Annotated in this window: 29 protein-coding genes; 18 read left to right on the forward strand and 11 right to left on the reverse strand. The window is 66.5% G+C overall.

All coding sequences use genetic code 11. The annotated features are described in order from the left end of the window. Positions 1–69 precede the first annotated feature (69 nt). A complete protein-coding gene (locus tag AC5Y5W_RS21285) occupies positions 70–618 on the forward strand; it encodes a YbhB/YbcL family Raf kinase inhibitor-like protein (RefSeq protein ID WP_500012447.1) in 549 nt (182 codons plus the stop codon). Between the two features lie 200 nt (positions 619–818). On the opposite strand, the gene AC5Y5W_RS21290 is transcribed toward AC5Y5W_RS21285, so the two are convergent. The 4 genes from AC5Y5W_RS21290 to sdhC are packed head-to-tail and all read right to left on the reverse strand — an operon-like array spanning position 819 to position 4,160. Further along, on the reverse strand, positions 819–1,607 hold the full coding sequence (locus tag AC5Y5W_RS21290; RefSeq protein ID WP_065014995.1) for a succinate dehydrogenase iron-sulfur subunit: 789 nt from the start codon (positions 1,605–1,607) through the stop codon (positions 819–821). Next, positions 1,607–3,361: a succinate dehydrogenase flavoprotein subunit gene (gene sdhA, locus AC5Y5W_RS21295; RefSeq protein WP_500012449.1), complete on the reverse strand. Its 1,755-nt coding sequence runs from the start codon at positions 3,359–3,361 to the stop codon at positions 1,607–1,609. The genes AC5Y5W_RS21290 and sdhA overlap by 1 nt, the downstream gene beginning before the upstream one ends. Further along, entirely contained in the window at positions 3,358–3,825 is a 468-nt protein-coding gene (locus AC5Y5W_RS21300; protein WP_500012451.1) for a succinate dehydrogenase hydrophobic membrane anchor subunit, read from the reverse strand. The genes sdhA and AC5Y5W_RS21300 overlap by 4 nt, the downstream gene beginning before the upstream one ends. Beyond that, positions 3,822–4,160: a succinate dehydrogenase, cytochrome b556 subunit gene (sdhC, locus tag AC5Y5W_RS21305; RefSeq protein WP_500012593.1), complete on the reverse strand. Its 339-nt coding sequence runs from the start codon at positions 4,158–4,160 to the stop codon at positions 3,822–3,824. Before sdhC ends, AC5Y5W_RS21300 begins: the two co-directional genes overlap by 4 nt. 313 nt (positions 4,161–4,473) lie before the next feature. Here sdhC and AC5Y5W_RS21310 point away from each other — a divergent pair, with 313 nt between their 5' ends. The 10 genes from AC5Y5W_RS21310 (at position 4,474) to AC5Y5W_RS21355 (ending at position 13,494) form a co-directional block, all read left to right on the forward strand. After that, positions 4,474–4,866: a cytidine deaminase gene (locus tag AC5Y5W_RS21310; RefSeq protein WP_500012452.1), complete on the forward strand. Its 393-nt coding sequence runs from the start codon at positions 4,474–4,476 to the stop codon at positions 4,864–4,866. Then, positions 4,863–6,155 (forward strand): thymidine phosphorylase, encoded by a 1,293-nt coding sequence (locus tag AC5Y5W_RS21315; protein ID WP_500012454.1) that lies wholly within the window; start codon positions 4,863–4,865, stop codon positions 6,153–6,155. Before AC5Y5W_RS21310 ends, AC5Y5W_RS21315 begins: the two co-directional genes overlap by 4 nt. Next, positions 6,152–7,240: an adenosine deaminase gene (locus AC5Y5W_RS21320; protein ID WP_500012456.1), complete on the forward strand. Its 1,089-nt coding sequence runs from the start codon at positions 6,152–6,154 to the stop codon at positions 7,238–7,240. The genes AC5Y5W_RS21315 and AC5Y5W_RS21320 overlap by 4 nt, the downstream gene beginning before the upstream one ends. Before the next feature lie 4 nt (positions 7,241–7,244). Next, positions 7,245–7,910 (forward strand): ABC transporter ATP-binding protein, encoded by a 666-nt coding sequence (locus AC5Y5W_RS21325; protein WP_500012458.1) that lies wholly within the window; start codon positions 7,245–7,247, stop codon positions 7,908–7,910. 4 nt (positions 7,911–7,914) lie between these two features. Next, the gene (locus AC5Y5W_RS21330) at positions 7,915–8,700 is read left to right on the forward strand and encodes an ABC transporter permease (RefSeq protein WP_500012460.1); all 786 of its coding nucleotides are present in this window, start codon (positions 7,915–7,917) and stop codon (positions 8,698–8,700) included. Positions 8,701–9,155: 455 nt separating this feature from the next. After that, on the forward strand, positions 9,156–9,587 hold the full coding sequence (locus AC5Y5W_RS21335; RefSeq protein WP_500012462.1) for a hypothetical protein: 432 nt from the start codon (positions 9,156–9,158) through the stop codon (positions 9,585–9,587). A 414-nt stretch (positions 9,588–10,001) separates the two neighbouring features. Further along, positions 10,002–11,273 carry a PPE family protein gene (locus AC5Y5W_RS21340; RefSeq protein WP_500012464.1) on the forward strand — a complete coding sequence of 424 codons (1,272 nt, stop codon included), beginning with the start codon at positions 10,002–10,004 and terminating at the stop codon, positions 11,271–11,273. Positions 11,274–11,319: 46 nt separating this feature from the next. Further along, positions 11,320–11,619 (forward strand): PE family protein, encoded by a 300-nt coding sequence (locus tag AC5Y5W_RS21345; RefSeq protein WP_500012466.1) that lies wholly within the window; start codon positions 11,320–11,322, stop codon positions 11,617–11,619. A 14-nt stretch (positions 11,620–11,633) separates the two neighbouring features. Continuing rightward, on the forward strand, positions 11,634–13,034 hold the full coding sequence (locus AC5Y5W_RS21350; protein ID WP_500012468.1) for a PPE family protein: 1,401 nt from the start codon (positions 11,634–11,636) through the stop codon (positions 13,032–13,034). Positions 13,035–13,152: 118 nt separating this feature from the next. Then, positions 13,153–13,494, forward strand: a complete 342-nt coding sequence (locus tag AC5Y5W_RS21355; protein WP_500012470.1) for a DUF732 domain-containing protein — start codon at positions 13,153–13,155, stop codon at positions 13,492–13,494. Positions 13,495–13,564: 70 nt separating this feature from the next. Here the strand turns inward: AC5Y5W_RS21355 and AC5Y5W_RS21360 are convergent, their stop codons facing one another. Beyond that, complete coding sequence (locus tag AC5Y5W_RS21360; RefSeq protein ID WP_500012595.1) at positions 13,565–14,965, reverse strand: NAD-dependent succinate-semialdehyde dehydrogenase; 1,401 nt, start codon at positions 14,963–14,965, stop codon at positions 13,565–13,567. 88 nt (positions 14,966–15,053) lie between these two features. Between AC5Y5W_RS21360 and AC5Y5W_RS21365 the strand changes: the two genes are divergently transcribed. Next, positions 15,054–15,545 (forward strand): DUF3830 family protein, encoded by a 492-nt coding sequence (locus tag AC5Y5W_RS21365; RefSeq protein ID WP_500012472.1) that lies wholly within the window; start codon positions 15,054–15,056, stop codon positions 15,543–15,545. 79 nt (positions 15,546–15,624) lie between these two features. Here AC5Y5W_RS21365 and AC5Y5W_RS21370 read toward each other — a convergent pair whose 3' ends face one another. Together AC5Y5W_RS21370 and AC5Y5W_RS21375 are read right to left on the reverse strand one after the other, a co-directional pair. Then, positions 15,625–16,998: an amidase gene (locus tag AC5Y5W_RS21370; protein WP_500012473.1), complete on the reverse strand. Its 1,374-nt coding sequence runs from the start codon at positions 16,996–16,998 to the stop codon at positions 15,625–15,627. 64 nt (positions 16,999–17,062) lie between these two features. Beyond that, the gene (locus AC5Y5W_RS21375) at positions 17,063–18,049 is read right to left on the reverse strand and encodes a D-2-hydroxyacid dehydrogenase (RefSeq protein ID WP_500012474.1); all 987 of its coding nucleotides are present in this window, start codon (positions 18,047–18,049) and stop codon (positions 17,063–17,065) included. 58 nt (positions 18,050–18,107) lie between these two features. Here AC5Y5W_RS21375 and AC5Y5W_RS21380 point away from each other — a divergent pair, with 58 nt between their 5' ends. Genes AC5Y5W_RS21380 through AC5Y5W_RS21390 form a run of 3 tightly spaced genes read left to right on the forward strand, consistent with a single transcriptional unit; the run spans position 18,108 to position 20,253 of the window. Beyond that, complete coding sequence (locus AC5Y5W_RS21380; RefSeq protein ID WP_500012476.1) at positions 18,108–18,866, forward strand: maleate cis-trans isomerase family protein; 759 nt, start codon at positions 18,108–18,110, stop codon at positions 18,864–18,866. Continuing rightward, entirely contained in the window at positions 18,863–19,576 is a 714-nt protein-coding gene (locus AC5Y5W_RS21385; RefSeq protein ID WP_500012478.1) for a maleate cis-trans isomerase family protein, read from the forward strand. The genes AC5Y5W_RS21380 and AC5Y5W_RS21385 overlap by 4 nt, the downstream gene beginning before the upstream one ends. Beyond that, positions 19,573–20,253, forward strand: coding sequence for a GntR family transcriptional regulator (locus tag AC5Y5W_RS21390; protein WP_500012479.1), 681 nt, complete (start codon positions 19,573–19,575; stop codon positions 20,251–20,253). The genes AC5Y5W_RS21385 and AC5Y5W_RS21390 overlap by 4 nt, the downstream gene beginning before the upstream one ends. Here the strand turns inward: AC5Y5W_RS21390 and satS are convergent. Next, on the reverse strand, positions 20,240–21,517 hold the full coding sequence (satS, locus tag AC5Y5W_RS21395; protein WP_500012481.1) for a protein export chaperone SatS: 1,278 nt from the start codon (positions 21,515–21,517) through the stop codon (positions 20,240–20,242). The two genes, AC5Y5W_RS21390 and satS, sit on opposite strands and share 14 nt — an antisense overlap. 44 nt (positions 21,518–21,561) lie before the next feature. Beyond that, the gene (locus AC5Y5W_RS21400; protein WP_500012483.1) at positions 21,562–22,467 is read right to left on the reverse strand and encodes an alkaline phosphatase family protein; all 906 of its coding nucleotides are present in this window, start codon (positions 22,465–22,467) and stop codon (positions 21,562–21,564) included. 82 nt (positions 22,468–22,549) lie between these two features. Between AC5Y5W_RS21400 and upp the strand changes: the two genes are divergently transcribed. After that, positions 22,550–23,173, forward strand: coding sequence for a uracil phosphoribosyltransferase (gene upp / locus AC5Y5W_RS21405; RefSeq protein ID WP_500012485.1), 624 nt, complete (start codon positions 22,550–22,552; stop codon positions 23,171–23,173). 1 nt (position 23,174) lies between these two features. On the opposite strand, the gene AC5Y5W_RS21410 is transcribed toward upp, so the two are convergent. Continuing rightward, positions 23,175–24,770 carry a phospho-sugar mutase gene (locus AC5Y5W_RS21410; protein ID WP_500012487.1) on the reverse strand — a complete coding sequence of 532 codons (1,596 nt, stop codon included), beginning with the start codon at positions 24,768–24,770 and terminating at the stop codon, positions 23,175–23,177. Beyond that, positions 24,767–25,570, reverse strand: coding sequence for a purine-nucleoside phosphorylase (locus tag AC5Y5W_RS21415; protein ID WP_500012488.1), 804 nt, complete (start codon positions 25,568–25,570; stop codon positions 24,767–24,769). The genes AC5Y5W_RS21410 and AC5Y5W_RS21415 overlap by 4 nt, the downstream gene beginning before the upstream one ends. A 34-nt stretch (positions 25,571–25,604) precedes the next feature. Between AC5Y5W_RS21415 and AC5Y5W_RS21420 the strand changes: the two genes are divergently transcribed. After that, positions 25,605–25,745, forward strand: a complete 141-nt coding sequence (locus tag AC5Y5W_RS21420) for a hypothetical protein (protein WP_500012490.1) — start codon at positions 25,605–25,607, stop codon at positions 25,743–25,745. After that, positions 25,742–26,908: an amidohydrolase gene (locus tag AC5Y5W_RS21425; protein WP_500012492.1), complete on the forward strand. Its 1,167-nt coding sequence runs from the start codon at positions 25,742–25,744 to the stop codon at positions 26,906–26,908. The genes AC5Y5W_RS21420 and AC5Y5W_RS21425 overlap by 4 nt, the downstream gene beginning before the upstream one ends.

Raw genomic sequence — 26,908 nt, forward strand, 5'->3', positions numbered from 1 at the left:
GCAGTAACGTCAACGCGCTGAATCTATGACAGCTTTACGCCTTGACCGAAGACGCGTATACACACGCCTATGAGACGGGCTATCGCCACTTTGGCGGTGCTTTGTCTCACCCTCAGCGGGTGCGGGGGCGCCGCGGTGAACTCGACGTCGTCGCCGCCCGCCGCGGCTGGGAAGTTCGTTCTGACCAGTCCCGCGTTCGCCGACAAGACGCCCATTCCTAGCGAGTTCTCTTGCAAGGGTCGTAACGTCCCTCCACCGCTGCGTTGGGAGAACGTGCCGACCGGCACAGAGTCGCTGGCGCTGGTGGTCGATGACCCCGACGCTCCTGCCGGGCGCTATGTGCACTGGGTGGTCACCGCCATCCCGCCCGCGACTACCGCAATTCGAGAAGACGTCTTGCCTCAGCGAGCGACGGTCAGCCTGAATGCCGCTGGTAAGTCGGAGTGTTTCGGTCCATGCCCACCGGTCGGCACCGGTGGGCACCATTATCGCTTCCAGCTGTACGCCGTGAGCAAGCCGTTGACGGTGGCGCCGACAACGTCAGCGGCAGAAGCGACCCGGGTGATCGCGGATGCGGCCATCGCCGATGCCCGCACCGTCGGTCTTTTCAGCTCGTGATTATTGAGATTGCGTCCAGGGTCGTGGGTTTCGCGGAATCACAGCCCTACGCGCAATCTCAACGACAGCGGCGGTCGCTCGCGGCAGGAAAGCCACCTCTACCGCGAGCGAGCGTGCATGTTTCCGGGCGACACGCCGGGTTGATAACCGGGGACACGCACGCTCGCGCAAGAGGCAAGCCCACGAGCTCGCGCCAAAAACTAACGCGCGAACATCAGCGCGCGCTTGACCTCTTGAATGGCCTTGGTCACCTCGATGCCGCGCGGGCAGGCCTCGGTGCAGTTGAACGTGGTGCGGCAGCGCCACACCCCGTCGACCTCGTTGAGGATGTCGAGCCGCTCAGCGGCGGCCTCGTCGCGGCTGTCGAAGATGAAGCGGTGCGCATTGACGATCGCGGCCGGCCCGAAATACGAACCCTCATGCCAAAACACCGGGCAGCTGGTGGTGCAGGCCGCGCACAGGATGCACTTGGTGGTGTCGTCGTAGCGGGCCCGGTCGGTCTGGCTTTGGATTCGCTCCCGGGTCGGCGGGTTGCCGCTGGTGATCAGGTAGGGCTTGACCGCGCGATAAGCGTCGAAGAACGGCTCCATGTCGACCACCAAGTCCTTCTCGACGGGCAGCCCCCGGATCGGCTCGATGGTGATGGTCAATTGCTTGCTCGGCTTTTTGGGCAGCAGGTCGCGCATCAGCACCTTGCAGGCCAGCCGGTTGTGGCCGTTGATCCGCATCGCGTCGGAACCGCACACCCCATGCGCGCAGGAGCGCCGGAACGTCAGTGTGCCGTCGAGGTAACTCTTGACGTAGATCAGCAGATTCAGCAGCCGGTCACTGGGCAGGCACGGCACCCGGAAGCTCTGCCAGCCAGCAGCGTCCGGGTTCTCCGGATTGAACCGGGCGATCTTCAGCGTCACCATCACCGCGCCGTCGGGAACCGGCGGCAACGGCGGGTCACCGGCTTCCGGGGTCTCGACAACCTCGTCTGACGACATCAGTACTTCCGTTCCTTGGGCTCGTAGCGGGTCTGTGCCACCGGCTTGAAATCCAGCCGGATGTCGGACAGCAGCTCGCTACCCTGCTTGTAGGCCATGGTGTGGCGCATGTAATTGGTGTCGTCGCGGTTGGGGTAGTCCTCGCGGGCGTGCCCGCCGCGGGATTCCTTGCGATTCAACGCGCCCACCACGGTGACTTCGGCCAGCTCCAGCAGGAATCCCAGCTCGATGGCTTCCAGCAGGTCGCTGTTAAATCGCTTCCCCTTGTCGTGCACCGTGATTCGAGAATACCGCTCTTTCAACGCGTGGATGTCGGTGAGCGCCTGCTTCAGCGTTTCCTCGGTGCGGAACACCGCGGCGTTGTTGTCCATCGTCTGCTGCAGCGCGCCGCGAATGTCGGCAACACGTTCGTTGCCGTGCTCGGACAAGATATTCGCGACCCAGTTGACGACCATCGCCGCCGGCTCCGGCGGCAGCTCGACGAAGTCGTGGCCGGCCGCGTAGTTGGCGGCGGCAATCCCGGCCCGGCGCCCAAAGACGTTGATATCCAACAGCGAATTGGTGCCCAGCCGGTTGGCGCCGTGCACCGACACGCAGGCGCACTCGCCCGCCGCATACAGCCCCGGCACGGTAGTTGTGTTGTCCCGCAGCACCTGCCCGGTGACCGTGGTCGGAATGCCGCCCATCACGTAATGACAGGTCGGATAGACCGGCACTAGCTCGTTGACCGGGTCCACACCCAAATAAGTGCGGGCGAATTCGGTGATGTCGGGCAGCTTGGCTGCCAGCACGTCTTCGCCCAGGTGACGCACGTCGATGTAGACGTAGTCCTTATTGGGCCCGGCACCGCGGCCCTCCAGCACCTCGAGCACCATCGAGCGGGCGACGATGTCGCGCGGCGCCAGGTCGACGATCGTCGGCGCGTAGCGCTCCATGAACCGCTCACCTTCGCCGTTGAGCAGCCGGCCACCCTCGCCGCGTACGGCTTCGGAGATCAGGATGCCCAGCCCGGCCAGGCCGGTCGGGTGGAACTGGTGAAACTCCATGTCTTCCAACGGAAGTCCCTTGCGGAAGACGATGCCGATGCCGTCGCCGGTCAGGGTGTGCGCATTCGAGGTGGTCTTGTACATCCGCCCCGAGCCACCGGTGGCGATCACAACGGCCTTGGCGTGAAACACGTGAATCTCGCCGGTGGCCAACTCATAGGCGATGACCCCGGTGGTGACCGGCCCCTTCGGGGTTTGGGTGAGCGCCAGGTCGAGCACGTAGAACTCGTTGAAAAACTGCACGTCGTGCTTGACGCAGTTCTGATACAGCGTCTGCAGGATCATGTGGCCGGTGCGGTCGGCGGCATAGCAGGACCGGCGCACCGGGGCCTTGCCGTGATCGCGGGTGTGGCCGCCGAATCGGCGTTGGTCGATGCGGCCCTCGGGGGTGCGGTTGAACGGCATCCCCATCTTCTCGAGGTCGAGCACCGCGTCGATGGCTTCTTTGCACATGATCTCGACGGCGTCCTGGTCGGCGAGGTAGTCGCCGCCCTTGACGGTGTCGAAGGTGTGCCATTCCCAGTTGTCGTCTTCGACGTTGGCCAGCGCCGCGCACATTCCGCCCTGGGCGGCGCCGGTGTGGCTGCGGGTGGGATAGAGCTTGGTCAGCACGGCAGTCCGCACGCGCGGACCCGCTTCCACCGCCGCCCGCATGCCGGCGCCGCCGGCGCCGACGATCACCACGTCGTATCGATGTTCTTGGATCATGAGATGTTTGGGTCGAAGGTCAACAGCACGTAAGTCCCCAGCACCAGCGTGAAGATCATCGACAGCGCCAGCAGCGTGTTCAGCCAGAATCGGGTGGAATCTTTGCGGGTGTAGTCGTCGATGATCGTGCGCAGACCGTTGCCGCCGTGCAGCTGTGCCAGCCACAACAACAACAGATCCCAGGTCTGCCAGAACGGCGACGCCCAGCGCTGGGCGACGTAGTTGAAGTCGATGCGATAGACGCCGTCGTCCCACATCAACATCACGAACAGGTGCCCGAGCGCCAGCAAGACCAGCACGATGCCGGAAAACCGCATGAACAGCCAGGCGTACTTCTCGAAGTTGGGCATCCCGGCGCGGCGGCGCGGCGCCCGCGGATTGTCCAAGCCGGCGGGGCGGTCCTGGCTGCGCTGGCGCACCGGGGCGAACTGGCCACGGCCCAGCTGAAGATCAGGTGTGCTCATCCGAACCGCCCCCACATGTGGATGCCGACCACCACCGTCGCCGGAACCATGACCAGCAACCAGATAATCGCGATGGCCCACAGCATCAGCCGCTGATAGCGGGCGCCCTGCCACCAGAAGTCGATCAGAATGACCCGGATGCCGTTGAGCGCGTGGTAGAGCACGGCAGCCACCAGACCCAGCTCCATCAGGCCCACGATCGGGGTCTTATAGGTCTCGATGACCTCGTTGTAGGTCTGCGGCGCCACCCGGACCAGCGCGGTGTCCAGCACGTGCACGAACAGGAAGAAGAAGATCGTGGCGCCGGTGATGCGGTGCAGCACCCACGACCACATGCCCGGATCACCGCGGTAAAGGGTCCGGCGCACCCGCCGTACCGATTCGGGCACTGTCGAGGATGTCGCCGTCGTCATCACCGCCTCCGGAATCCCGTGTCGACCCGCCGCGGCCCGGCTTCGCCGCGCTTGAGACGGCCACCAGTGAATTGATGGGCCGTCGGGTGGACTCTAAACCCATTTATGGACCGGATAAACCACTCCGCGGCCGCCGACGCTTTGGACGGCGGTGGATCTAGGCTGGCGCTGTGAGTTAACCAACAGTGATCGGAGCCCGCCCCGTGTATTGCACCCCACGCTCGTTGCCGCGATGATGACCGACACTGTTGACTGGGAATTGCTGCGCGACACGGCGATTCAGGTAGCGCAGGGTGCTTACGCGCCGTATTCGGGGCTGCGAGTGGGAGCAGCGGCGTTGGTCGACGATCGACGCGTGATCACCGGCTGCAATGTGGAGAATGTCTCATATGGCCTAGGTCTCTGCGCCGAGTGTGCTGTGGTGTGCGCCCTACATGCGGGCGGCGGCGGACGGCTACTCGCGCTGTCCTGCCTCGAAGCGGGTGGCTCTCTTTTGATGCCCTGCGGGCGGTGCCGGCAGGTGCTGTTGGAGCACGGCGGACCGGAGTTGCTGATCGATCACCCCGACGGCCCGCGCCGGCTGGGTGACTTGTTGCCCGACGCGTTCGGCCCGGGTGACCTCCCGTGAGCTTCGACGCGCCAACGGTCATCAAGACCAAACGCGACGGCAATCGGTTGTCGGATGCCGCGATCGACTGGGTAATCGACGCCTACACCGGCGGACGTGTCGCCGAGGAACAGATGGCGGCGCTGCTGATGGCGGTTCTTTTGCAGGGCATGGACGCCGGCGAAACCGCCCGCTGGACGGCGGCGATGATCGCCTCAGGTGATCAGATGGACTTCGGTGATCTGCGCCGCGGCGGCGCGCCGCTACCCACGGTGGACAAGCACTCCACCGGCGGGGTCGGCGACAAGATCACGTTGCCGTTGGTAGCCGTCGTCGCGGCCTGCGGTGCCGCAGTGCCCCAGGCCTCGGGCCGTGGACTCGGCCACACCGGCGGGACGCTGGACAAGCTGGAATCGATCGCCGGCTTCACCGCGGACCTTACGAAACATCAAGTCCGCCAACAACTCCGCGACATCGGCGCCGCTATCTTCGCGGCTGGCCGATTGGCGCCCGCCGACGCGAAACTCTATGCGTTGCGTGACGTCACCGGCACCGTGGAGTCGCTGCCACTGATCGCCAGTTCGGTGATGAGCAAAAAGCTGGCCGAAGGAGCCGGCGCGCTGGTGCTCGACGTCAAGGTCGGTTCCGGAGCGTTCATGACGTCGCGACCGCAGGCCGAGGAGCTGGCACGTGCCATGGTGCGGCTGGGCGACGCGCACGGCGTACCCACCTGCGCCATGCTCACCGACATGAACGCTCCGCTCGGCTACACCGCAGGCAACGCGCTGGAGGTGGCCGAAGCCCTTGAGGTACTGGCCGGCGGCGGACCGCCCGACGTGGTGGAGCTGACGGTGGCGCTGGCCGCCGAAATGCTGCAGATCGCCGGCGTCGACGGCCACGATCCGGCCCAAACGTTGGGCGACGGCACCGCGATGGACCGATTCCGGGCATTAGTGGCCGCGCAGCAGGGTGACTTGTCGGTACCGTTGCCAATCGGTAGGTGTTCCGAGACCGTCACAGCACCCCGGGGCGGCACAATGGGCGACATTGAGGCAATGGCAGTAGGGCTGGCGGTATGGCGGCTCGGTGCGGGCAGGTCCCGGCCGGGCGAGCGGGTGCAGCCCGGGGCCGGAATCCGAATCCACCGCCGCCCCGGAGATCCGGTGGCCGCCGGTGAGCCGCTGTTCACCCTCTACACCGACACTCCCGAACGGTTCGACGCGGCAATGGCCGAGCTGGATGGCGCGTGGAGCATCGGTGACACCCCGCCGGCCCAGCGGCCGCTGATCATCGATCGGATTGGGTCATGACCACACCGCTGAGCCTGGAGATGATCCGGCAGGCACCGAAGGCGTTGTTGCACGATCACCTGGACGGCGGGCTGCGCCCGGCGACCGTGCTCGAGATCGCCGGTCAGACCGGATACGACGATCTGCCGGCCACCGATGTCGACGAGCTGGCCACCTGGTTTCGCACCGCGTCGCACAGCGGCTCGCTGGAGCGCTACCTGGAACCGTTCTCGCACACTGTCGCGGTCATGCAGACTCCCGAGGCACTGCATCGGGTGGCCTGCGAATGCGTGGAAGACCTGGCTGCCGACTCGGTGGTGTACGCCGAAGTGCGATTTGCTCCAGAGCTGCACATCAACCGTGGGTTGTCCTTCGACGAAGTCACCGATGCCGTGCTGGCAGGCTTCGCCAACGGCGAGAAGGCGGCCGCAGCCGAGGGGCGCGCTATCACGGTGCGCTGCCTGGTCACCGCCATGCGGCACGCCGCGCTGTCCCGCGAAATCGCCGAGCTGGCGATTCGATTCCGGGACAAGGGCGTCGTCGGATTCGACATCGCCGGCGCGGAGGCCGGCTACCCGCCCACGCGGCATCTCGACGCGTTCGAATACATGCGAAACCACAACGCCCGCTTCACGATTCATGCCGGTGAGGCATTCGGTTTGCCATCCATCCACGAGGCGATCGCGTTTTGCGGCGCCGACCGGCTGGGCCACGGCGTGCGGATCGTCGACGACATCGATGTCGAGCCCGATGGCCGGGTCCGGTTGGGTCGGCTGGCATCGATCCTGCGGGACAAGCGGATCCCCTTCGAGATGTGTCCCAGCTCCAACGTGCAGACCGGCGCGGTCGACAGCATCGCCAACCACCCGTTTGACCTGTTGGCGCGGGCCAGATTCCGGGTGACGATCAACACCGACAACCGGCTGATGAGCGACACCTTCATGAGCCGCGAAATGCACCGGCTGGTAGAGGCTTTCGGCTACGGTTGGACTGACCTCGAACGGTTCACCATCAACGCAATGAAGTCGGCCTTCATTCCATTCGACGAGCGGTTGGCGATCATTGACGACGTCATCAAACCGCGGTACGCGGTGCTGGTCGGCTAGCGCGGTGGCCGCTACCGACTCGGTGTTCGACTTCGCCGACGTCGTGGTCGAACGTGACACTGTACGTGCGCTGGACGGGTTCACCGCCGAGATCCCGAAGAAGGGGGTAACGGTGGTGTTCGGCCCGTCGGGATCGGGCAAGTCGACGATGCTGCGATTGTGTAATCGGCTGGAGATACCGACCAGCGGGCGAGTGTTGTTCTACGGCAACGACGTCGAAGACGCCGACCCGCTCTGGTTGCGGCGCCAAGTCGGCATGTGTTTCCAGCGCCCGACACCGTTTCCCGGCACCGTCAGCGACAACCTGCGGGCCGCCGACCCGGATGCATCGCACGCGCAGATGCGCGACATGCTGGCGCGGGTGGCGTTGACGGGGTCGTGGCTGGATCGTGACGCGACGGCGCTCTCCGGCGGCGAGGCGCAGCGGATGTGCTTGGCCCGCACGCTGATTGCGCAGCCGCAGGTGCTGCTGCTGGACGAGCCGACGTCGGCCGTCGACAACACCGCGGCGCGCGCGATCGAACAGGCGGTGCGCGCGCTGGCCGACGAGGACGGAATTCCTGCGCTGTGGGTCACCCACGATTCGGCGCAGGTTGAGCGCATCGCCGATTGGGTGGTGCACATCGAACAGGGCCGCTGCACCGGAGCCGGACCGGCAGCGGGGAGGTGACGCGATGAACGGCGAGGTCGGATGGGTAGGGCTGGCGATATCGCTGGCGTTGGTGGGATTCGCGGCGGCGATCTCGCTATGGCAGCGGCTGGATTTGGAACGCCAGGTGCTGTGGGCGGCGGTGCGCGCGCTGGTGCAGCTGCTGCTGGTGGGTGGCGTATTGGTCTTGCTTTTCGAGCCGGGCCGGTCGATGTGGTGGTCGTGGGCGTGGACGGCGGGCATGGTCGCGTATGCCGGTGATGTCGCCCGCAGGCGCGCGCCGGAGGTCCCCCGCCTGGGGCCGCTGGCGATCGCCGCCTTCGCCACCGCGGCGGTCGTCACGCTCGGCGTGATATTCGGGTTGCGGGTGTTTCCCCTGGAGCCCCGGACCCTGGTCCCGATCGCGGGCATGATGATCGGCAACTCGATGACGGCCACGGTGCTGGTGGCCCGCCGTTTGGTCGACGAGTTGCGCGACAAGCGCGACGAGGTTGAAGCCCGACTGGCTCTCGCTCAGCCCTACCGGCAAGCTGCCGCCCCCTACCTGCGAACGGCGTTGCGGTCGGCGCTGACTCCGCAGATCGAAACCACCAAGGCCACCGGCCTGGTTTTCTTGCCGGGCGCGATGACCGGGCTCATCCTGGCCGGGGTATCCCCGGTAGAGGCGGTACTTGTGCAGGCGGTCGTGATGTTTCTGATCCTGGGATCGGTCGCGGTCACCACTGTGGTGGTGGCGCTCGGGCTGGTGCGTCGGATATTCACCCGCGACCACCGACTGCTGCCGCTCGGCCGCCGCCGGGAGAACCGATAAACCCGCCGAGCCCGGACTGCTTCGTTTAGCGGAGATTCTTGATTCACGGGTTGGCCACCGCGGTTGTTGTCGCCGGGCAGCGCACACACGCGGTAGCACGAGCACCCCTGTGAGCAGACGGCAAACCGAAGTTAACATTGGCGGCAGTGGAGCAGACGCCGATCGGCTCACCTGAACGCCAATCGCATTCAGAACCTGCCTAATTCGCTGAAGTTCATCCGGCCCACGTATGCCCCGCGTGCCTCGCCATAGCTGGTCGCGACGCTCTTGGCGTGGATTCGGCTTCAGCCCCAGTGCTTTTGAGTCTATTCGGCGGGGCAATCCTCAGCGGTTGTACGCGCGCCGCAAGTGCAGACATCCTCAAGTTGACGAGAATATATGCTACATATGCACTTTCTATGAGTGGATGTTCAGCGAATGCGACAACCCTGCACCGCTGCTACGTTAGGCGAACTATGAGCTTCCGCGCCGGACGCAGACCGCGGCGTACGCGATGGGCTATTGCCATCGCTGCCGTGATGTGTTTGTGCGCGAGCGTCATCGGATCCAGCGCGGTGCGCGCGGTACTAACGCAATCCGAGCCTCCTGCAGACCACCCAGCGCATGCGCTATTACTCGCCGCGAGCCCTGAAGCCGCCGCTGGTACCGACGAACCGCAACCCGACGTTGGTCCGCCAGCTGTGTTCCACAAGACGTTCGCGGCCGTGTCACTACACCGTGGTCGGCTATCGGCGCGGTATTCTGAGGTGTCAGGGGTGCACTGGTCGTCGTTGCCGGCCGGCCCATCCACGTCAAGTGTGCGGCTAGATGAAGCCAACTCTCATGCGCTCGCCACATCCGTTATTGGTCGAGAACTTCTGAAACAGTTTTGCGTCTCCCGTTGCTGATTAGTCGGCATCAGGTCGTTTTGCCATTGGACTATGGCCCGCGACCCAACCTGCGTCGATTTCCGTAGAGCGTCACCCCTACGAGATCAAGGGGAGCGCTGCCGACAATGCATGGTGTTCTCTTCTGGCCCAATCGAATTGCGGTTACGAGCGTCACAGTCGGTGGTGTCAGCACCTTGGCGTCAGGGTAGCTGTCTAGGCGAATCCGTTTGCGTGCAACGGAGTCACGTAACGGTGCTTCTGGTTCCGCTCTGCTACATCGGGGAATGCTAACTGACCACCGAAGCCCTCAGCGAATGCATTCGGCGGTCACCGGCGACCCTACGACGACTCCGTTCAGGCCATCGACGTATCCCGAGGTTATCGCCGCGAAGACCCAGCGACGAGACATCGATCTGAATTAAAGGAAACAACATGGATTTTGCGATGCTTCCACCGGAAGTCAACTCTGCCAGAATGTATTCCGGACCGGGCCCAGGACCGATGCTGGCCGCCGCGACGGCCTGGGATGGGTTAGCCACCGAACTGCACTCCACAGCGACGGCTTACCGGTCGGCAATTGCAGACCTGACTAGTGGCTGGCGGGGGCCCTCGTCGGCGTCGATGGTGGCCGCTGCCGCACCGTATGCGGCCTGGATGTCGACCACTGCCGCGCAAGCCGAGCAGACGGCCACCCAGGCGCGCGCGGCAGCGGTCGCCTATGAGACCGCATTCGCGGCAACGGTGCCGCCGCCGGTTATCGCGGCCAACCGGGCCTTACTGATGTCGCTGGTGGCGTCAAACATCCTGGGCCAGAACACCCCGGCGATTGCCGCCACCGAAGCCCACTACGCCGAGATGTGGGCCCAAGACGCCGCGGCGATGTTCACCTACGCCGCCTCGTCGGCGGCTGCCACCCATCTCACCGCGTTCACTGCGCCGCCGAAGACCACCAACGAAAGCGGGGTGGCGGCCCAATCGGCGGCGGTCCAGCAAGCGAGCGGCGCCTCTGCAGGCTCCAGTGCGCAGACGCAGCTGTCACAGCTGATCTCGACAGTGCCGAACATGCTGCACGGCCTCGCAACGACCGGCACGTCGACTTCGGCGGCGACGTCATTGCCCTCGGGCATGGGGTCGGGGCTGTCCGGTATTGCCAGATTGATGGAGACCCTCACCGGCGCATACTCCCCGGTCGGCATGGCGACCATCCCCGGCGGCTGGTGGCTCACATCGGGACAGATCCTGAAACTGGGCCAGAACGGGGCCGCTATCGGCTCTTTGCTTGGCCCGGCCAAACCCGTCACCGGAGCATTGGCGCCCTTGGTCGGCGAGGTGAGTTCGGTGACGCCTGGGCTTGGACCGGGGGGCTTAGGCAAGGGTGCCGTATCGGGAGCGGTGGGCCGGGCCAACCTGGTCGGGGGGCTGTCGGTACCGACGAGTTGGGCCTCGGCGGCTCCGGCGGTCAGGACGGCCGCGGCGGTGCTACCAGGCGGTGCCTTGAGCGCCGCCCCGACGATCGCCGCGCAGAACACCGACGGCTTGTTCGGGCCAATGGCGCTGTCGAGTCTGGCCGGACGCGCGCTCGCCGGAAGCGCCGGGCGCTCTGTCAGCGGGACCGCTGCGCGCGTCACCGGGGGCGTGGTTGCCGACAATGCCGCCGCCCCCGCCAACGCCACCATCATCGTGATTCCGCCGCCCGCGGAGTGACTGCGTTACCAAGTGCTGACCCGCTTTCACCCGTGAGGAGAACCACATGTCTTTTGTGACAACACAACCCGAAATGTTGGCGGCAACGGCCGGCAACTTGCAGCGCATCGGCTCGACGATGACCGCCGAAAACACGGCTGCGGCGGCGCCGACGACGGGCGTGGTCCCGGCGGCGGCCGCTGAGATCTCGGCGCTGACGGCAACACAATTCGCCGCACATGCCCAGATGTATCAGGCGGTCAGCGCTCAAGCAGCCGTGATTCACCAGATGTTTGTCAGCACTTTGACGAGCAGTGCTAGTTCCTATGCGGTCACCGAGACCGCGAACGCAATCGCAACGGGTTAGGCAGGAGTATGGCAATGGATTTCGGAGCGCTACCACCGGAGATCAACTCCGCAAGAATGTATTCCGGCCCGGGCGCGGGATCACTGCTGTCCGCGGCTGCGGCCTGGGATGGGCTGGCCGCCGAGTTGCAATCCACCGCGTCCTCTTACGGCTCGGTGATCTCGGGGCTGACCAGCGGGTCGTGGAGGGGCCCGTCGTCGGTGTCGATGGCGGCGGCAGCCGCCCCATATGTGGCTTGGATGTCAACCACGGCGGCGCAGGCCAACGAGACAGCCATCCGGGCCAGGGCCGCAGCGGCCGCTTATGAGACCGCATTCGCGGCGACGGTGCCGCCGCCGGTGATCGCTGCCAACCGCAGCCAGTTGGCATCGCTGGTGGCGACCAACATCTTCGGGCAAAACACCGCAGCGATCGCGGCTACCGAAGCCAATTACGGTCAGATGTGGGCCCAAGATGCCGCCGCGATGTACGGCTATGCTGGCTCGTCGGTGGCCGCCACCCAGTTGACGCCGTTCAGCGAGCCGCCGCCGACTACCAACGAGGGCGCACAGGCCAGCCAGGCCGCCGCGGCCGCCCGGGCCGCCGGCGTGTCGGCAGGCAACAACGCGCAGTCGGCGCTGTCGTCACAAGATGGGGCCGGCGGTATCCCACAGCTGGTGCAAAACCTCGCCTCGGGCAGCCCGCAGTCCGGCGCAGATTTGGGGAACTTGCTCAACAACCCGGTCAGCTCGTCATCGATCACCTCGACGTATGAGGACTTGTTCTCGTTGGCGTCGTCGGTCAACAAGTTTCGGTCGAACGGTGACGTGGTCATGAGCATTCCCAACTTAGCGATGGCGGAGTTCCAGAGGTTCTTTGTCCCCGCGACCGGCACCGCCGATATCCCGAAATCGTCGTTGGGGGCTGGGCTCGGGGGACTACGCCCTGCGGTCTCCGGCAGCGCCGCCACTGCCGTATCAGCGGGTGTGGGCGAGGCGTCCGCGGTGGGAGCGTTGTCGGTGCCGCCGAGTTGGGCCACGGCCACGCCGGCGATCCGGCTGGCCTCCACGGTGTTGCCCGCCACCAGCTTGGCCGCCGCACCTGCGGTCGCCGGTTTCCCATCCGGCCTGGTCGGTCAAGCGGCGCTGGGGAGCTTGGCCGGAGGCGCGCTGGCCGGTTCCGCCCCCCGTGTCATCAGCGGAACCGGAATTCGAGGCAGCGCTACCCCGGGCAAAAACAGCACCGCGCCGGTCAAGCTCGACAGTGTCATCGCCCAACTACGACAGCAACCGGACGCGGTACAGCACTGGCAAGTCAATCAGGGCGGCCTGGATGATCTGGTCGCGCAACTGTCGACAAAGCCAGGCATCCATGCAGTGCATTTGTCCGCAGGCACCAAGACCCCGCCCACAGCGCCCAAGACCCACTTGGAATAGCGCGGCGGTATACGAAAGTCCCACCAGTACTACCACTTTCGAAACTAGCGTTCGCGGCCACGGGTAACCGGGCGCCCGGCAGGAAGTTGGCACCATGCGACAAACGAAATCAGGAGTCATGACGCTGCTTTCAGCACTCCTCAGCGCATCCGTCGTGATCGCCGTGCCCGCGTACGGCGATCCCGGCGTTGACCGTGTACCCGCGGCCGAGGATGCAGCGTTCCTCGCTGCTCTGCGACAAACAGGAATCACCTATAACGATGCAGATCGAGCCATAGCGGCCGGCAGAGCGGCATGTGGATTAATGGATAACGGCGAATCGGGTCTCGAGCTCCTCAAGGACCTCAAGACCAACAACCCCGCACTCACAATGGACGTCGCAGCACAGTTCGCGGCGATCGCGGCGACGTCGTACTGCCCCCACCACCTCACGGAGCAAGTGGCCCCAAGCAGTACTTGATAGCCGTGCGGCGGCGCGCCGCGATACATTGCGCGCCATAGGCCCCTCCCGCTTGCGCAACTCGCCGGCCTTAGCGGGCCGCGCCGATGTACTTGGTTTCCAGAAATTCGGCAATGCCGAGGAAGCCGCCTTCGCGGCCGAGCCCGGACTGCTTGACCCCGCCGAACGGGCCGGACGGTGTGGAAACCACACCCTGATTGAGGCCGACCATCCCGGTGTCGAGCGCCTCGGCCACGCGCCAGCCGCGCCGGGTGTCGTTGGTGTAGAGGTAGGCGACCAGGCCGTATTCGGTGTCGTTGGCCCGTGCGACGACCTCGTCCTCGGTGTCGAAGGCGCTGACCGCGGCCACCGGTCCGAAGATCTCGGTGCACGCCATGTCGGCGTCATCCGGAACATCGGTGAGAACCGTTGGGGGATAGAAGTATCCGGGCATGTCGAGGCGCTGCCCGCCGAGCCGTACGGTGGCCCCGCGACCGCGGGCGTCGGCCACCAATGCCGACACCTTGGCCACCGCGTCGGCGTCGATCAACGGCCCGACGTCCACCCCGGTCTCGGTGCCGCGCCCGACTTTCAGCGCGCGCATCCGGTCGACGAGCGCGGCGGTGAACGACTCGGCAATGGAGCGCTGAACGTAGATCCGGTTAGCGGCGGTGCAGGCCTGGCCGATGTTGCGCATCTTGGCGGCCAGCGCTCCGGCGACAGCCTCGTCGATGTCGGCGTCGTCGAACACGATGAAAGGCGCGTTGCCGCCGAGTTCCATCGAGGTGCGCTTGACGGTCTGGGCGCATTGCGCCAGCAGCACCCGACCGACGGCAGTGGAGCCGGTGAACGACAGCTTGCGCGCCCGCGGGTCGGCCAGCAACGGGGCCATCGCCGCTGCCGGATCGGTGGTCGTCACTATGGTGACGACGCCCTCGGGAACACCGGCCTCGCGCAGGATGCCCAGCAGCGCAAGCATCGACAGCGGGGTCTGCTCGGCCGGCTTGACCACACAGGTGCAGCCCGCTGCCAGCGCCGGGCCGATCTTGCGGGTGCCCATCGCCAGCGGAAAGTTCCACGGCGTGACGAGCAACGACGGCCCGACCGGCTGGTGGGTGACCAGCAGACGGGACCGGCCGTCGGGTGAGGCCATCAACCCGCCGTCGATCCGCAGCGCCTCACCGGCGAACCAGCGGAAGAACTCGGCCGCATAACGCACTTCACCGGCCGCCTCCGGCAGGGGCTTGCCCATCTCGAGCGTCATCAGCAGCGCCAACTCGTCGGTGCGCTCGATCATCAACTGGTAGGCGCGGGTCAAGACGTCGGCCCGTTGGGTGGGGGTGGTCGCCGCCCAGCACGGCTGCGCCGAGACCGCGGCGTCCAGGCAGGCGGTGGCCGCGTCGGGTCCCATGTCCAGCACCGCGCCGATCGGCTGCTCGGTCGAGGGATCGATGACGTCGAATCGGGTGCCGTCGGCCGGTTGCTGTTCCATGGCCCGGGCCACCACCATGCGTTCGGTATCCGTCGGCACGCCACTATGCTAGTGAATTGTCAACAATCGACAAAGGTAGGGGGCCGACGTGGCGCGCTTTATCTCGATCACGCTGACCAAGCGCAACGTTTCCTGCCGGGCGCGGTTGCTCGACGATCAAGCGCCGCGTACCTGCGCGGCAGTCTGGGATGCGCTGCCGGTGGCTGGCCAGGCCTATCACGGTAAGTACGCCCGTAACGAGGTGTACACGCTGCTACCGCCGCTGGGTGTGCCGGGACGCGAAAACTGCACGGTGACACCGATTCCCGGCGACGTGTGCTTCTTCGGCTTCGTGGCGTCCGAGATCGGAAACCCGGCCTACGGCTATGACGAAGGCTCCGAGGCGCATTCCCCGCAAGGGGCTACCGATCTGGCAATCTTCTACGGCCGCAACAACTTACTGATCAACGGGGACATCGGCTGGGTGCCCGGTAATGTCTTCGCCACGATCGAAGAGGGGCTGGACGACATCGCGGCGGCCTGCACCGACCTGTGGATGGGCGGCGCGATCGGCGAGCAATTGGCCTTCGCCCGCGCTTAGGCATTTCTGCGCGAGCGTGCGTGTCCGCGGCCGACACGCCGTGTGGGACACCGCTTTTGCGCACGCTCGCGCGAAGGACCTAACCCAGCACTTGCTCGGCGAACCGGCCCACGGCCAGCACCAGGTCGTCGCTGTGCCGGGGACCGACAATCTGCAGACCAATGGGCAGCCCGTCGCGCGTCACCCCGATCGGGATGCTCAGCGCCGGCTGCTGAGTCATGTTGAACGGGTAGGTGAACGGTGTCCACTGCGCCCACGATCGCATCCCGGAGCCGACGGGCACGTCATGGCCGGCGGCGAATGCCGGGATCGGCGTCGTGGGCGTGAGCAGCAGGTTGTGTGTTTCGTGAAACTGGCCCATCGCCAGGCCCAGGTCGACGCAGACCTGACGGGCGTCGAGATAGTCGACGCCCGATACGGTCAATCCCCGGTCCCACATCTCCACCAGACCGGGGTCGACGAGGTCGCGGCTCTGGTCGCCGTAGGCCCGCAGGCTGCTGGCAACCCCGGTGGCCCATACGGTTTCGAAGGCGTCAATCGGGTCGGCGAAGCCGGGATCGGCCTCGACGACGTTCAGCCCTGCATCGGCCAGCGCCCGCACGGCCGTTGCTACCGCGGACGCGATCTCGGGATCGACCTCGACGTAGCCCAGCGTGGCCGAATAGGCAACGCCCAATCCCACGACGTCGCGGTGAAGTTCGCCGCGATAGGTGGCCAGCGTCGGTGGCAGCGAGGTCGGGTCACGATGGTCCGGCAGCGCGATGATGTCCATCAACATCGCGGCGTCCTCGACGGTTCGGGTGATCGGCCCGCCATGCGCCAGTGGGCCGAACGGACTGATCGGATACATCGGCACCCGCCCGTGGGTGGGCTTGAAGCCGACGACTCCGCAAAAGCTGGCCGGAATCCGGATACTGCCGCCGCCGTCGGTACCGATCGACAACGGCGCCATGCCGGCGGCCACTGCCGCGGCACTGCCGCCAGAGGAACCGCCCGCCGTGCGAGTGGGATCGACCGGGTTGCGGGTCACACCATGCAGCGTGCTGTCGGTGACGCCTTTCCAGGCCAACTCCGGGGTGGTGGTCTTGCCAACCATCACCATGCCGTCGTTGCGAATCTTGCCCACCGCCGGGCTGTCGTCGGGCCAGGGCCCGGCGGCGTCGGTGAGCCGCGAGCCGCGCAGGGTGGGCCAACCGGCGGTTCGGAACACGTCCTTGATGGCGATCGGCACACCGTCGAGCAGTCCCTTGGTGTAGTGGCCTTGCCAACGGGCCTCCGACTTGCGGGCCTGCGCCAGCGCCGCCTCCTCGTCAACCAGGCAGAAGGCGTTGATCTCGCCATCACGCTCGGCGATGACCGACAGCGCGGCCGCGGTCGCCTCGACGGGTGAGAGTTCACCGGACGTGTAGGCAGCGACCAGCTGCAGCGCAGTCAGGTCGGTGGGCTGGGTCATGGTGCGCCGCTCCTCTTCATCGCTTCGCTCGCATCGTCGCTGGCGGTGTCATGCGCGCTACTCCTTAGCCGGCCCCGGTCGGCGCGTAGCCGCGGTGCTTATCGACGACATTGTGTAATGGTTGGCCGGCGCGATAGCGGTGGAAGTTGGCGATGAACTGCTGCTGCAGTTCGACGGTCCACCCGTGCACGTCGCCGCTATTGTGTGGAGTCAGAACAACATTGGGCGCAGTCCAGAGCGGATGGCCCGGCGGCAACGGTTCTGGATCGACGACGTCGAGTGCCGCACCGGCAACGCGCCCGTCCTGCAGCGCCGCCACCAACGCATCGGTCACCACCAACTCACCGCGGCCAATGTTGATCAACCGCGCCCGGGGCGACATGGCGGCCAGGGCTTCGGCGTCCACGATTCCGCGAGTCTGCGGCGTCAGGGGAGCAGCGAGCACCACATAGTCGGTGTCGGCCACCGCGGCATGCAGATCCGCGCTGATCTCACCGAAGTCTGGATCGGGGCGCGGCGTGCGCCCGACACCGCGCACGTTCATGCCGACGGCCCGCAGTAACCGGGCGATGGCCCGGCCGACCGGGCCGGTGCCGACGACGACGACCGATGCGCCGGCAATCGGCTCCGATTCGAAGTGGCGCCAGTGTTGAGTCTCCTGCGCACGCACCGACCGCCGAAAATCCTTGGCGAAAGCCAGGATCTGACCCAGAACGTATTCCGCGATCGGACGTTCGAAGATGCCACGTGAATTGGTGAGAACCACCGGGCTGTCGATCAGATCGTCGAACAGCACCGCGTCCACTCCGACGGCCGCGACCTGCACCCAGCGCAGCGAATCGGCAGCCGGCCAGGCCGACCGCAACGCCGGCGAGGAGAAGTCGTAGACAAAGAGCACATCGGCGCCCGGCAGCGCGTCGGCGAGCCGCGACGACGGCACCAGCCGCAGTTCGGCGTCCGCATCGATCGAGGAAAGCTGGCCGGGGACCGACTCGCCGTGTTGGACCGTGACGACAGAGCGCGCGCCCACATTGACACGGTAGAAACACATCGTATGATTGTCAACAATCCAGGGCCGGCCTGGAGTGGTACGTCAGTTGGGACCACCCATGGATCTGTCGAGCTTGCCAGAGTTCGACGGACCAGTTGAGCAACGAGGCATCGGCATCATCGCGCCCTTCGACCTGGCATTAGAACGCGAGTTGTGGCGATGGATCCCGGCCGACGTGTCCCTGCACTTGGCCCGCACCCACTATGAACCCGTTCCGGTGAGCCGGTTGATGGCCGAACTGGTTTCGAACACAAGCCATCTGGAGGCGGCGACTCGTGACGTGCTGCACGTCGAGCCCGAGGTGATCGCCTACCTGTGTACTTCGGGTAGTTTCGTCCACGGCGTGGAGTATGAGAAGACCTTGGTCGCCGCCATCGAAGCCGCCGGCGCCAAGGCGGCCGTCACGACGTCGGGTGCGCTGGCCGAAGCCGTCACAGCGCTGAAGATTTCGCGGATGTCCGTGATCACACCCTATGACGAAGAGTTGACCGAACTTCTGCACGCCTTCCTCAACCAGCTGGGCGTGGCGGTGCTGCAATCCGATTATCTCGGCCTGGGGGGCGGTATTTGGAAGGTGAACTACCGCACGGTGGCTGAACGGATCGTCGCCGCCGACCACCCTGACGCGCAGGCCATTTTTGTCAGCTGCACGAACCTGCGCACCTACGACATCATCGCGCCGCTGGAGGAAATGCTCGGCAAGCCGATCCTGACGGCCAACCAGCTGACCATGTGGGCTTGCCTGGGCCGGATGGAGCTACCGATGATGGGACCGGGCCGCTGGTTGCGAGACGTCTTCGCGGAGGCACAGCGATGAACGACACCGTCGGCTTCATCTACCCCGACCACGCCGCGGAATCCGACTACCCGTGGGCCGCTGAGCGGCTCGGGGTGAATCTGGCCGTGGTGCACGTGTATGGAACAGACCTGCACGCCGTCGACGAGCTGCGCGACCTGGGAAGCCCGGCCAAACTGGCCGAGGGAGCGGCGTTGTTGGCGCCACACCGGCCAGATGCGGTGATGTTCGCCTGCACCTCAGGGGGATTCGTCTACGGGCCGGACGGGGCGGTCGAGCAGGCCGACGGACTTTCCAAGGCTGCCGGAGTGCCGGCGTCGAGCACCTCCTTCGCGTTCGTGCATGCACTGACCGCACTGGGTTGCTCGCGGGTTGCCGTAGCGGCCAGCTATCCGCGAGACATCGCCGACCTGTTCGTCGGTTTCCTTGCCGCACATAACATCGGCGTCGAGTCGATGGGTAATGCCGGTATCGACACTGCGGCCGAAGTGGGGCGGCTGGACCCGGAACAAGTGCAGAAGCTGGCCCAAAGCAACGACAATCCGACTGCCGACGCGCTGCTGATCCCGGACACCGCCATGCACACCGTGGCGCAGGTCGAGGCGCTCGAGCAGCTGCTCGACAAGCCAGTGCTGACCGCCAACGCGGTCACCGTGTGGGAGGGCTTGCGTATTGCCGGGATAGCGCGACATGCCACCGGCCTGGGGTCGTTGTTCGAGGAGCGACGATGACGGTTTCAGACCCGGCAGCCTTCGAGCCGTTGAGCAGACAGTCGACGGCCGAGCTGATCGCCGAGCGGTTGCGCGACGCAATCACCCGCGGCCAGCTGGCCCCCGGTCAACAGCTGGGGGAAGCGGGCCTTGCTGCCCAGTTCGCGGTGTCGCGCGGCCCGTTGCGCGAGGCGATGCAGCGTCTGGTGGCCGAGGGGCTGTTGCGCAGCGAACGCCACCGCGGCATCTTCGTGGTCGAGCTCACCGAAGCCGACGTGTCTGACGTCTACCAGGTCCGCAAGGCCATCGAGCGGGCGGCGATCGAAGAGATTCTGCGCGGCGACACCGGCGCCGCCCGCGCCTGTCTGGGCGAGCCCGTCGACGCGATGATCGCGGCGGCCGCCCGCCTTGATGGTGCTGCAGTGGCGGACGCGGACCAGCAATTTCATGAGGTGCTGGTCGCGTGCGCCGGCAGCCCGCGGCTGCACCGGGCGATGCGGACCTTGCTGTTGGAAACCCGAATGCTGCTCGGCGAACTCCAAGACGCCTACCCGGACCTGGCCGAACAGGTTGCCGAGCATGTCACGCTGCGCGACGCCATCGGCTCCGGTGATAGGGCAGCGGCGCTGCGGCTCATCGACGAGCACATGGACGACGCAGTCCGACGGCTCTTGGCGCTGCGCGCTATTCGCGCCTGAGCCGCGATTCCACGAACCGGTCCAGCGCCTCCCACTCACCCACCACTTCGGCAAACGGGGCGGCGGGCTTGCCTGCCGAACCGGGCTCCAAGACGTACGCCACGAACTTGCCCAGCGGGCGTTCGTTCGCCAGCGCCTTGTCGACGGTGTTGTCCTCGGCGTAGTCGCCGACATCGCGCAGCAATTCCACCGCCAGGTCGAGCTGCTCCCGGTCCACCGCATCTGGCCCGTCGGCAAAATCGTCACCCAGGCCAGTCAGCACGTAGACATTGTCGTCGGTGACCTCCACCTGCAGCGACCCGTCCGTGGCGGCGGTGCGGATGTCGTCGTAGGTGCTCAGGTCCGACAGGTCATGGTCGTGCTCGTCGGCGAGATAACGCGCCAGGGCCCGCTCCGAGCTGAACACACTGATCCGCCCGTTGCGGCCCAAGAAGATCGGACGTTCGTCGAAATAGCACCGCAGTGTGTAGAACGTGCCGGCCCCGGTCAGGAGCTGGATCGGGTCGATACCCACCTGGCCCCAGAAGTCCTCGTCGCCGCCCAGCACCGCAGTGTCACCTGCCGCCCGGGTGTCCTCTTCTTCGGCGGCATCGTCGGCGGCATCGTCGGCGGGCTCGACCTCGTCCGCCGCTGCGTCCTCGACGTCGTCTTCCTCGGGCTCTTCGAGCGGTTCCGCCAGTTCGTCGGCGGCCTTCGACGCCACCGCGGTGTCGACGTCGGGAGTACTGATGACGCGGTCGACGGCGGCCAGCACGTCGTCCCAGCTGCGGGCGATGACCTCGGCGATCCCATGCCAGCGCCGCAGTCCCGCTTTGCCGGTGAAGTGATCGATACCGCCGGCCACAGTGCCCAGACTGGGGTTGCCGTTGAAGAACTTCATCACCGCCGGTAGCTCGCAGACCGAGCCGATGGAGGACACCACGGCCAGCGTGCCGGCCAGCGCCGTCACCGACTCCTCGGTCGGCTTCTCGGCGACCACCTCCTCGACCGCGATCAGGTCGAACTGCTGGTCCTCGGCGGGGTCCAGCTTGTGCGCGTTGGCCTCGGTCAGCCGCTGCCAGCCCGGATGGTCGACCAGGTCGTTGTCGGTGTTGGTACGCACGAAGGCGACCAGGTCAGCGGCCGTCTCGAAGCCATACAAGTCTTCATCGTGGCCGAGGAACGCCTCCCACTCGTCACCGGCGTCGCGCCAGCGGGGCGCCCAGATGGTGTAGCGGTCACCGGCGGTCAGGCTCAGGCGGATCGGCACGAGGTCAGCAGCCATGCGGCACAGAATAACGACGGGTGCCGTGCCGGTGACCGAGCGGGTTAGCCGACCCAGATATCGGTGATGGCCGGCGCCCGCGCCGCCAAACCGAGCTTGGGCAGCCCGTACATCTGCTCCAGGGTGGACAGCAGGTTGTAGTGGCTCATCGGCTGACTGTAGGTGCCGGGCCTGACGTCGGCCCCGTAGAAGATGGTCGGGATCCGGTTGTTTTCGGAGTTGTCGTCCTCGTCCCAGGTCAGGATCAGCAAGCTGTTGTTGGCTTTTGCCCATTCGGCATAGGCCGACAGGTTCTGCTGCAGCCAGGTGTCGCCGCGGGCGATCGAGCCGTCGTGCATGTCGTTGTCGACGTTCGGGATGACGAATGAGACCGTCGGCAGGCTGGCGTAGTTCTGCGGCGGCGGAAATGCGGAGAACGGCAGCGAGTACGACGGCGGAATGTTGCTGAAGCTGACCCACGGCGCGTGTTTGCGGGCGTACTTCGCGGTGCTGCAGACTTGCGAGCCTGCGGCCGGCAGGCCTTCGGCGAACCCGATGAAGGTGCGTCCCGAGGCCAGCAACTGTGCGCCCAGGTTTGGGGTGTTGGCGCCGTTGACCGGGCAGGTGTTCTCTTTGACCCCGAGTGTGCTTCCGGCGAACAGCGCGAAGTAATTCGGTTGGCTCGGATGTACCTCGGCGAACGATTGCGTCATCGACGCGCCGCCCGCGGCCAGTGCGTTGATATAGGGGGCCGCCGCGTTACCGATGATGTTCGAGTAGGAGCGGTTCTCCTCCACCACCACCACGACGTGGGCCGGCGACGGGACGGTGGCGGCCGTGAAGCTCACCGGCGCTTTCGGGCCAGCGAAATGCGCTGTCGGCCAGGACATCACGACGGCCAATAGCGCCAATGCGCCAAACAGGCTGACTGTTCGGTATCGGTTGCCATAGCGCCCGCGACGGCGTCGCATGCCGGGAGTATAGGAGCCGTTGTTCGGCGAGCCCGCCATGAACGCACGCGTGTCCAGCAGCAAAATACTAGGGTCGATTGCCGTGGAGGTGTGCGTCGTCGATCACCCGCTGGCCGCGGCCAGACTCACCACGCTGCGCGACGAACAGACCGGCAGCGCGGCGTTTCGCGCTGCGTTGCGCGATCTGACGTTGATGCTGGTCTACGAAGCTACCCGGGACGCGCCCTGCGAGACCGTCACGGTGCGCACACCATTGGCCGACACGGCCGGTACGCGGCTGGCTCGACCGCCGCTGCTGGTGCCGGTGCTGCGGGCCGGTCTGGGCATGGTTGATCAGGCGCATGCGTTGCTGCCGGAAGCCCGTGTCGGGTTCGTCGGGGTCGCCCGCGATGAGGAAACCTTTCTTCCGGTCCCATATCTGGAGTCGCTGCCCGAAGACTTGAGCGATCAGGCGGTGATGGTGCTTGACCCGATGCTGGCCACCGGTGGGTCGATGGCGCACACCATCGCGTTACTGTGTCGCCGTGGCGCGGTCGACATCACCGCGCTGTGCGTGGTGGCAGCTCCGGAAGGCATTGCGGCGCTGCAGGAATCGGCTCCAACAGTGCGGCTGTTCATCGCCGCGATCGACGAGCGACTCAACGAGAACGCCTACATTGTCCCAGGGCTCGGTGACGCCGGCGATCGGCAATTCGGTCCGCGGTGAGCTACCACCTTTGAATCACGGAGACCAGTTCGTCGCGCAGCGCGGCTGCGTGATGCCGAGCATGATCCAGGTCGCCGGCCGGTGCGCAGCGAACTTCCAGATAGCACTTGAGCTTTGGTTCCGTTCCCGACGGGCGGACGACCACCCGGACTGACGTGTCGGCGGCGCCGCCGGTGAAGACCAGTGCATCGGTGCGCGGAGCGAGATCGGTTGTGCTGATCTGGAATCCGGCCAACCGGGTCGGATGGGCGGACCGTAACCGGCGCATGAACTCGGCTGCCTCGCCGGTCTCGGCTACCGGACGTGTCACGGCGCCCACGAGGTGCACCCCGTAGCGGCGCGCGAGATCGTCAAGCACGTCGAGTACCGAGCGGCCCTGTTGCCGCAAGGACGCCGCCAGATCACAGGCCAGCACCGCGGCGCTGATGCCGTCCTTGTCGCGCACTGCGACCGGGTCCACGCAGTGCCCGATCGCCTCCTCATAGGCGTAGATCAAGGTGCTCTCCGGCTGGTCCGCGTCGGCGCGGGCCAGCCACTTGAAACCGGTGAGCGTCTCGACGTGCCGGGCGCCATAGCGCGCGGCGATCGCGGCCAGCATTCGCGACGACACCACCGTGCTGGCCACCGCGCTCGTCGCGGGGGCATCGACATGGGAGAGGAGGTGATCGCCGAGCAGCCAGCCGGTTTCGTCGCCAGAGAGCATGCGCCACCCCGACGGGGTGGGTATTCCGACCGCGCAGCGGTCGGCGTCGGGATCCAGCGCGATCGCGATGTCGGCGTCGACGTCGACGGCCAGAACCAACAGCGCGTCGGTGACGCCGGGCTCTTCGGGATTGGGGAACGCCACGGTGGGGAAGTCGGGGTCCGGCGCGAATTGGGCGGACACGGTGTGCACGTCGTCGAACCCGGCGCGGCGCAAAGTTTCGACGGCCACCACACCGCCCACCCCGTGCAGCGGCGTCAGCGCTACTCGAACCGACCCCGCCGTCGAACGTCGCACACTGGCGGCGCGCTCGATGTAGCGGTCGATCAGCGCACTGTCCGCGGGTTCGACGGCCGAGCGCGCAATGCGATCGGCGAACGGGGCGGCCGCCATGTGGGTTTCGACGTCGCGATCGGTAGGCGAGATGATCTGAATGCCACCGTCGAAATACACCTTGTAGCCGTTGTCGACCGGCGGGTTGTGTGATGCGGTGATCTGGATGCCGGCCGCCGCGCCGATATGCCGCACCGCGAATGCCACGACCGGTGTAGGTGCCGGCTGCGGCAGTGCTAGCACTGAAAAGCCCTCGGCGGCAAACACTTCAGCGGTTGCCGCGGCGAACGCATCCGAGCCGTGCCGGGCGTCGCGCCCGACGATCACCGTCGAACCGGCCGAACCGCGGCGTTTGAGCACTTGCGCCACCGCCCAGCTGGCACGCAACACCACCGCGAGGTTCATCGCATCCGGACCGCCCCGCACCGGGCCGCGCAACCCGGCGGTGCCGAACGTCAATGGCCGGGAGAACCGCGCGGACAGCTCCGCGGGATCGCAGCGGGCGAGTTCGGCGGCCGTCACCGGATCTGGATCGTGCGCGATCCACTCCTGAGGCGTCACAACCGCGCAACGACATCGGCCAGCAGCGAACCCATTCGGGTGGCCGAGGCGGCACCGGCGGCCAGCACCTCGACGTGGCTGAGCGGCTCGCCAGTGATCCCGGCCGCCAGGTTCGTCACCAGCGACACACCTAGCACCTCGGCGCCGGCCGCCCGCGCGGCGATCGTCTCGTGCACGGTCGACATTCCCACCAGGTCGGCTCCCAGCACCCGCAGCATCCGGATTTCGGCCGGCGTCTCGAAATGCGGCCCGGGCAATCCGGCATACACACCGTCGGCCAGCTCGGGGTCGACCTGCCGGGCCAGCTCCCGCAGCCGCGGCGCGTACGCATCGACCAAGTCCACGAACTGCGGCCCGACCAGCGGAGACCGCGCGGTCAGATTCAGATGGTCGCTGATCAGCACCGGTTGACCGACCGCGAAGTCCGTGCGCAGACCGCCGGCCGCGTTGGTGAGGATGACGACCCGGGCACCCGCCGCGCAGGCCGTCCGCACCGGATGCACGACGTGCAGCAGGTCGTGTCCTTCGTAGGCGTGGACGCGGCCGGCCAATACCAATACCCGGTGTTCACCGATGCCGACCGACAACACCTGACCGATGTGCCCGACCGCGGTGGGTGGGGTGAACCCGGGCAATTCGGCCATCGGTAGTACTGCGGTCGAGGTGCCCAGCGCCGTGACGGCCGGCGCCCACCCCGATCCGAGAACAATCGCGACGTCGTGCTCGGCAACACCGGTGCCCTCGGCGATGAGTTTCGCCGCCCGTTGCGCCAGCGCGTCGGCATCGGGCGGACCAGTCACAAAGCGCGAGCCTACTCGGTGAGATACTGCGAGAATGCCCACTGCCACCGCGTTGAATGCCGTCGACGATGCGGTGTGGCGCCGTGGCACTGACCTGGTTGATCTGTTCGAGGCAATCCACCCTGAACCGGAATCGGCGTTCGCGCACATCGTGTTTCGTCCGGCGGCGACATGAGTCTCGTCGACAGTGCCGAATCCTGGCTGGCCGCCCACTACGACGACCTGATCGATTGGCGGCGTCACATCCACCGCTACCCGGAATTGGGCCGGCAGGAATATGCCACTACTCAATTTGTTGCCGAGCGGCTGGCCGACGTCGGCCTCAACCCCAAGGTGCTCCCCGGTGGCACCGGGCTGACCTGCGATTTCGGCCCGGAAAACGAACCGCGGATCGCGTTGCGCGCCGACATGGACGCGTTGCCGATGGCCGAGCGGACCGGCGCCCCCTATGAGTCGACGATGCCCAACGTCGCGCACGCCTGCGGACACGACGGGCACACCGCGATCCTGCTCGGCACCGCACAGGCCTTGGCTTCGGTGCCCGAACTGCCGGTCGGGGTGCGGCTGATCTTTCAGGCCGCCGAAGAGCTGATGCCCGGCGGGGCGATCGACGCGATCGCGGCGGGGGCGCTGTCCGGAGTCACCCGGATCTTCGCGTTGCACTGTGATCCGCGGCTTGCGGTCGGCCGGGTCGCGGTGAAACCCGGCCCGATCACCTCGGCGGCCGACCGGCTCGAGATCTCGTTGTACTCACCCGGCGGGCACACGTCACGTCCGCACCTGACCGCCGACCTGGTCTACGGGATCGGCACCCTGATCACCGGAGTGCCCGGTGTGTTGTCGCGCCGCATCGACCCGCGCAAAAGCACGGTGCTGGTGTGGGGCGCAGTCAACGCCGGGGTGGCCGCCAACGCGATCCCGCAGACCGGCGTGCTGGCCGGGACTGTCCGCACCGCCAGCCGGGAGACCTGGCAGAGCCTGGAGGGCATCATCCGTGAGGCCGTCTCCGCGCTGCTGTCACCGCTGGGGGTCGAGCACACGCTGCAATATCACCGCGGCGTGCCGCCGGTGGTCAACGAGGAGGTTTCGACGCGGATCCTGGCGCACGCCATCGAGGCCGTGGGCCCCGATGTGCTGGCCGATACCCGGCAGTCGGGCGGTGGCGAGGATTTCTCCTGGTATCTGGAGGAAATCCCCGGCGCGATGGCGCGACTCGGCGTGTGGTCGGGCCAGGGGCCGCAGTTGGATCTGCACCAGCCGACCTTCGATCTCGACGAGCGCGCCCTGGCGATCGGCGTGCGGGTGCTGGTGAACATCGTCGAGCAGGCTGCTCTTTAG

Source organism: Mycobacterium sp. NGS51 (genome assembly GCF_059812525.1).

Coding starts and splice junctions, on each gene's coding strand:
- AC5Y5W_RS21390 (WP_500012479.1), top strand. CDS start 19,573: ATGACGGTTTCAGACCCGGCAGCCTTCGAGCCGTTGAGCAGACAGTCG.
- AC5Y5W_RS21285 (WP_500012447.1), top strand. CDS start 70: ATGAGACGGGCTATCGCCACTTTGGCGGTGCTTTGTCTCACCCTCAGC.
- AC5Y5W_RS21425 (WP_500012492.1), top strand. CDS start 25,742: ATGAGTCTCGTCGACAGTGCCGAATCCTGGCTGGCCGCCCACTACGAC.
- AC5Y5W_RS21350 (WP_500012468.1), top strand. CDS start 11,634: ATGGATTTCGGAGCGCTACCACCGGAGATCAACTCCGCAAGAATGTAT.
- AC5Y5W_RS21345 (WP_500012466.1), top strand. CDS start 11,320: ATGTCTTTTGTGACAACACAACCCGAAATGTTGGCGGCAACGGCCGGC.
- AC5Y5W_RS21330 (WP_500012460.1), top strand. CDS start 7,915: ATGAACGGCGAGGTCGGATGGGTAGGGCTGGCGATATCGCTGGCGTTG.
- AC5Y5W_RS21375 (WP_500012474.1), bottom strand. CDS start 18,049: ATGTGTTTCTACCGTGTCAATGTGGGCGCGCGCTCTGTCGTCACGGTC.
- AC5Y5W_RS21320 (WP_500012456.1), top strand. CDS start 6,152: ATGACCACACCGCTGAGCCTGGAGATGATCCGGCAGGCACCGAAGGCG.
- sdhA (WP_500012449.1), bottom strand. CDS start 3,361: ATGATCCAAGAACATCGATACGACGTGGTGATCGTCGGCGCCGGCGGC.
- AC5Y5W_RS21360 (WP_500012595.1), bottom strand. CDS start 14,965: ATGGAACAGCAACCGGCCGACGGCACCCGATTCGACGTCATCGATCCC.
- satS (WP_500012481.1), bottom strand. CDS start 21,517: ATGGCTGCTGACCTCGTGCCGATCCGCCTGAGCCTGACCGCCGGTGAC.
- AC5Y5W_RS21300 (WP_500012451.1), bottom strand. CDS start 3,825: ATGAGCACACCTGATCTTCAGCTGGGCCGTGGCCAGTTCGCCCCGGTG.
- AC5Y5W_RS21420 (WP_500012490.1), top strand. CDS start 25,605: ATGCCCACTGCCACCGCGTTGAATGCCGTCGACGATGCGGTGTGGCGC.
- AC5Y5W_RS21400 (WP_500012483.1), bottom strand. CDS start 22,467: ATGCGACGCCGTCGCGGGCGCTATGGCAACCGATACCGAACAGTCAGC.
- AC5Y5W_RS21290 (WP_065014995.1), bottom strand. CDS start 1,607: ATGTCGTCAGACGAGGTTGTCGAGACCCCGGAAGCCGGTGACCCGCCG.
- AC5Y5W_RS21355 (WP_500012470.1), top strand. CDS start 13,153: ATGACGCTGCTTTCAGCACTCCTCAGCGCATCCGTCGTGATCGCCGTG.
- sdhC (WP_500012593.1), bottom strand. CDS start 4,160: ATGTGGTCGTGGGTGCTGCACCGCATCACCGGCGCCACGATCTTCTTC.
- AC5Y5W_RS21385 (WP_500012478.1), top strand. CDS start 18,863: ATGAACGACACCGTCGGCTTCATCTACCCCGACCACGCCGCGGAATCC.
- AC5Y5W_RS21340 (WP_500012464.1), top strand. CDS start 10,002: ATGGATTTTGCGATGCTTCCACCGGAAGTCAACTCTGCCAGAATGTAT.
- AC5Y5W_RS21380 (WP_500012476.1), top strand. CDS start 18,108: ATGGATCTGTCGAGCTTGCCAGAGTTCGACGGACCAGTTGAGCAACGA.
- AC5Y5W_RS21335 (WP_500012462.1), top strand. CDS start 9,156: ATGAGCTTCCGCGCCGGACGCAGACCGCGGCGTACGCGATGGGCTATT.
- AC5Y5W_RS21310 (WP_500012452.1), top strand. CDS start 4,474: ATGACCGACACTGTTGACTGGGAATTGCTGCGCGACACGGCGATTCAG.
- AC5Y5W_RS21370 (WP_500012473.1), bottom strand. CDS start 16,998: ATGACCCAGCCCACCGACCTGACTGCGCTGCAGCTGGTCGCTGCCTAC.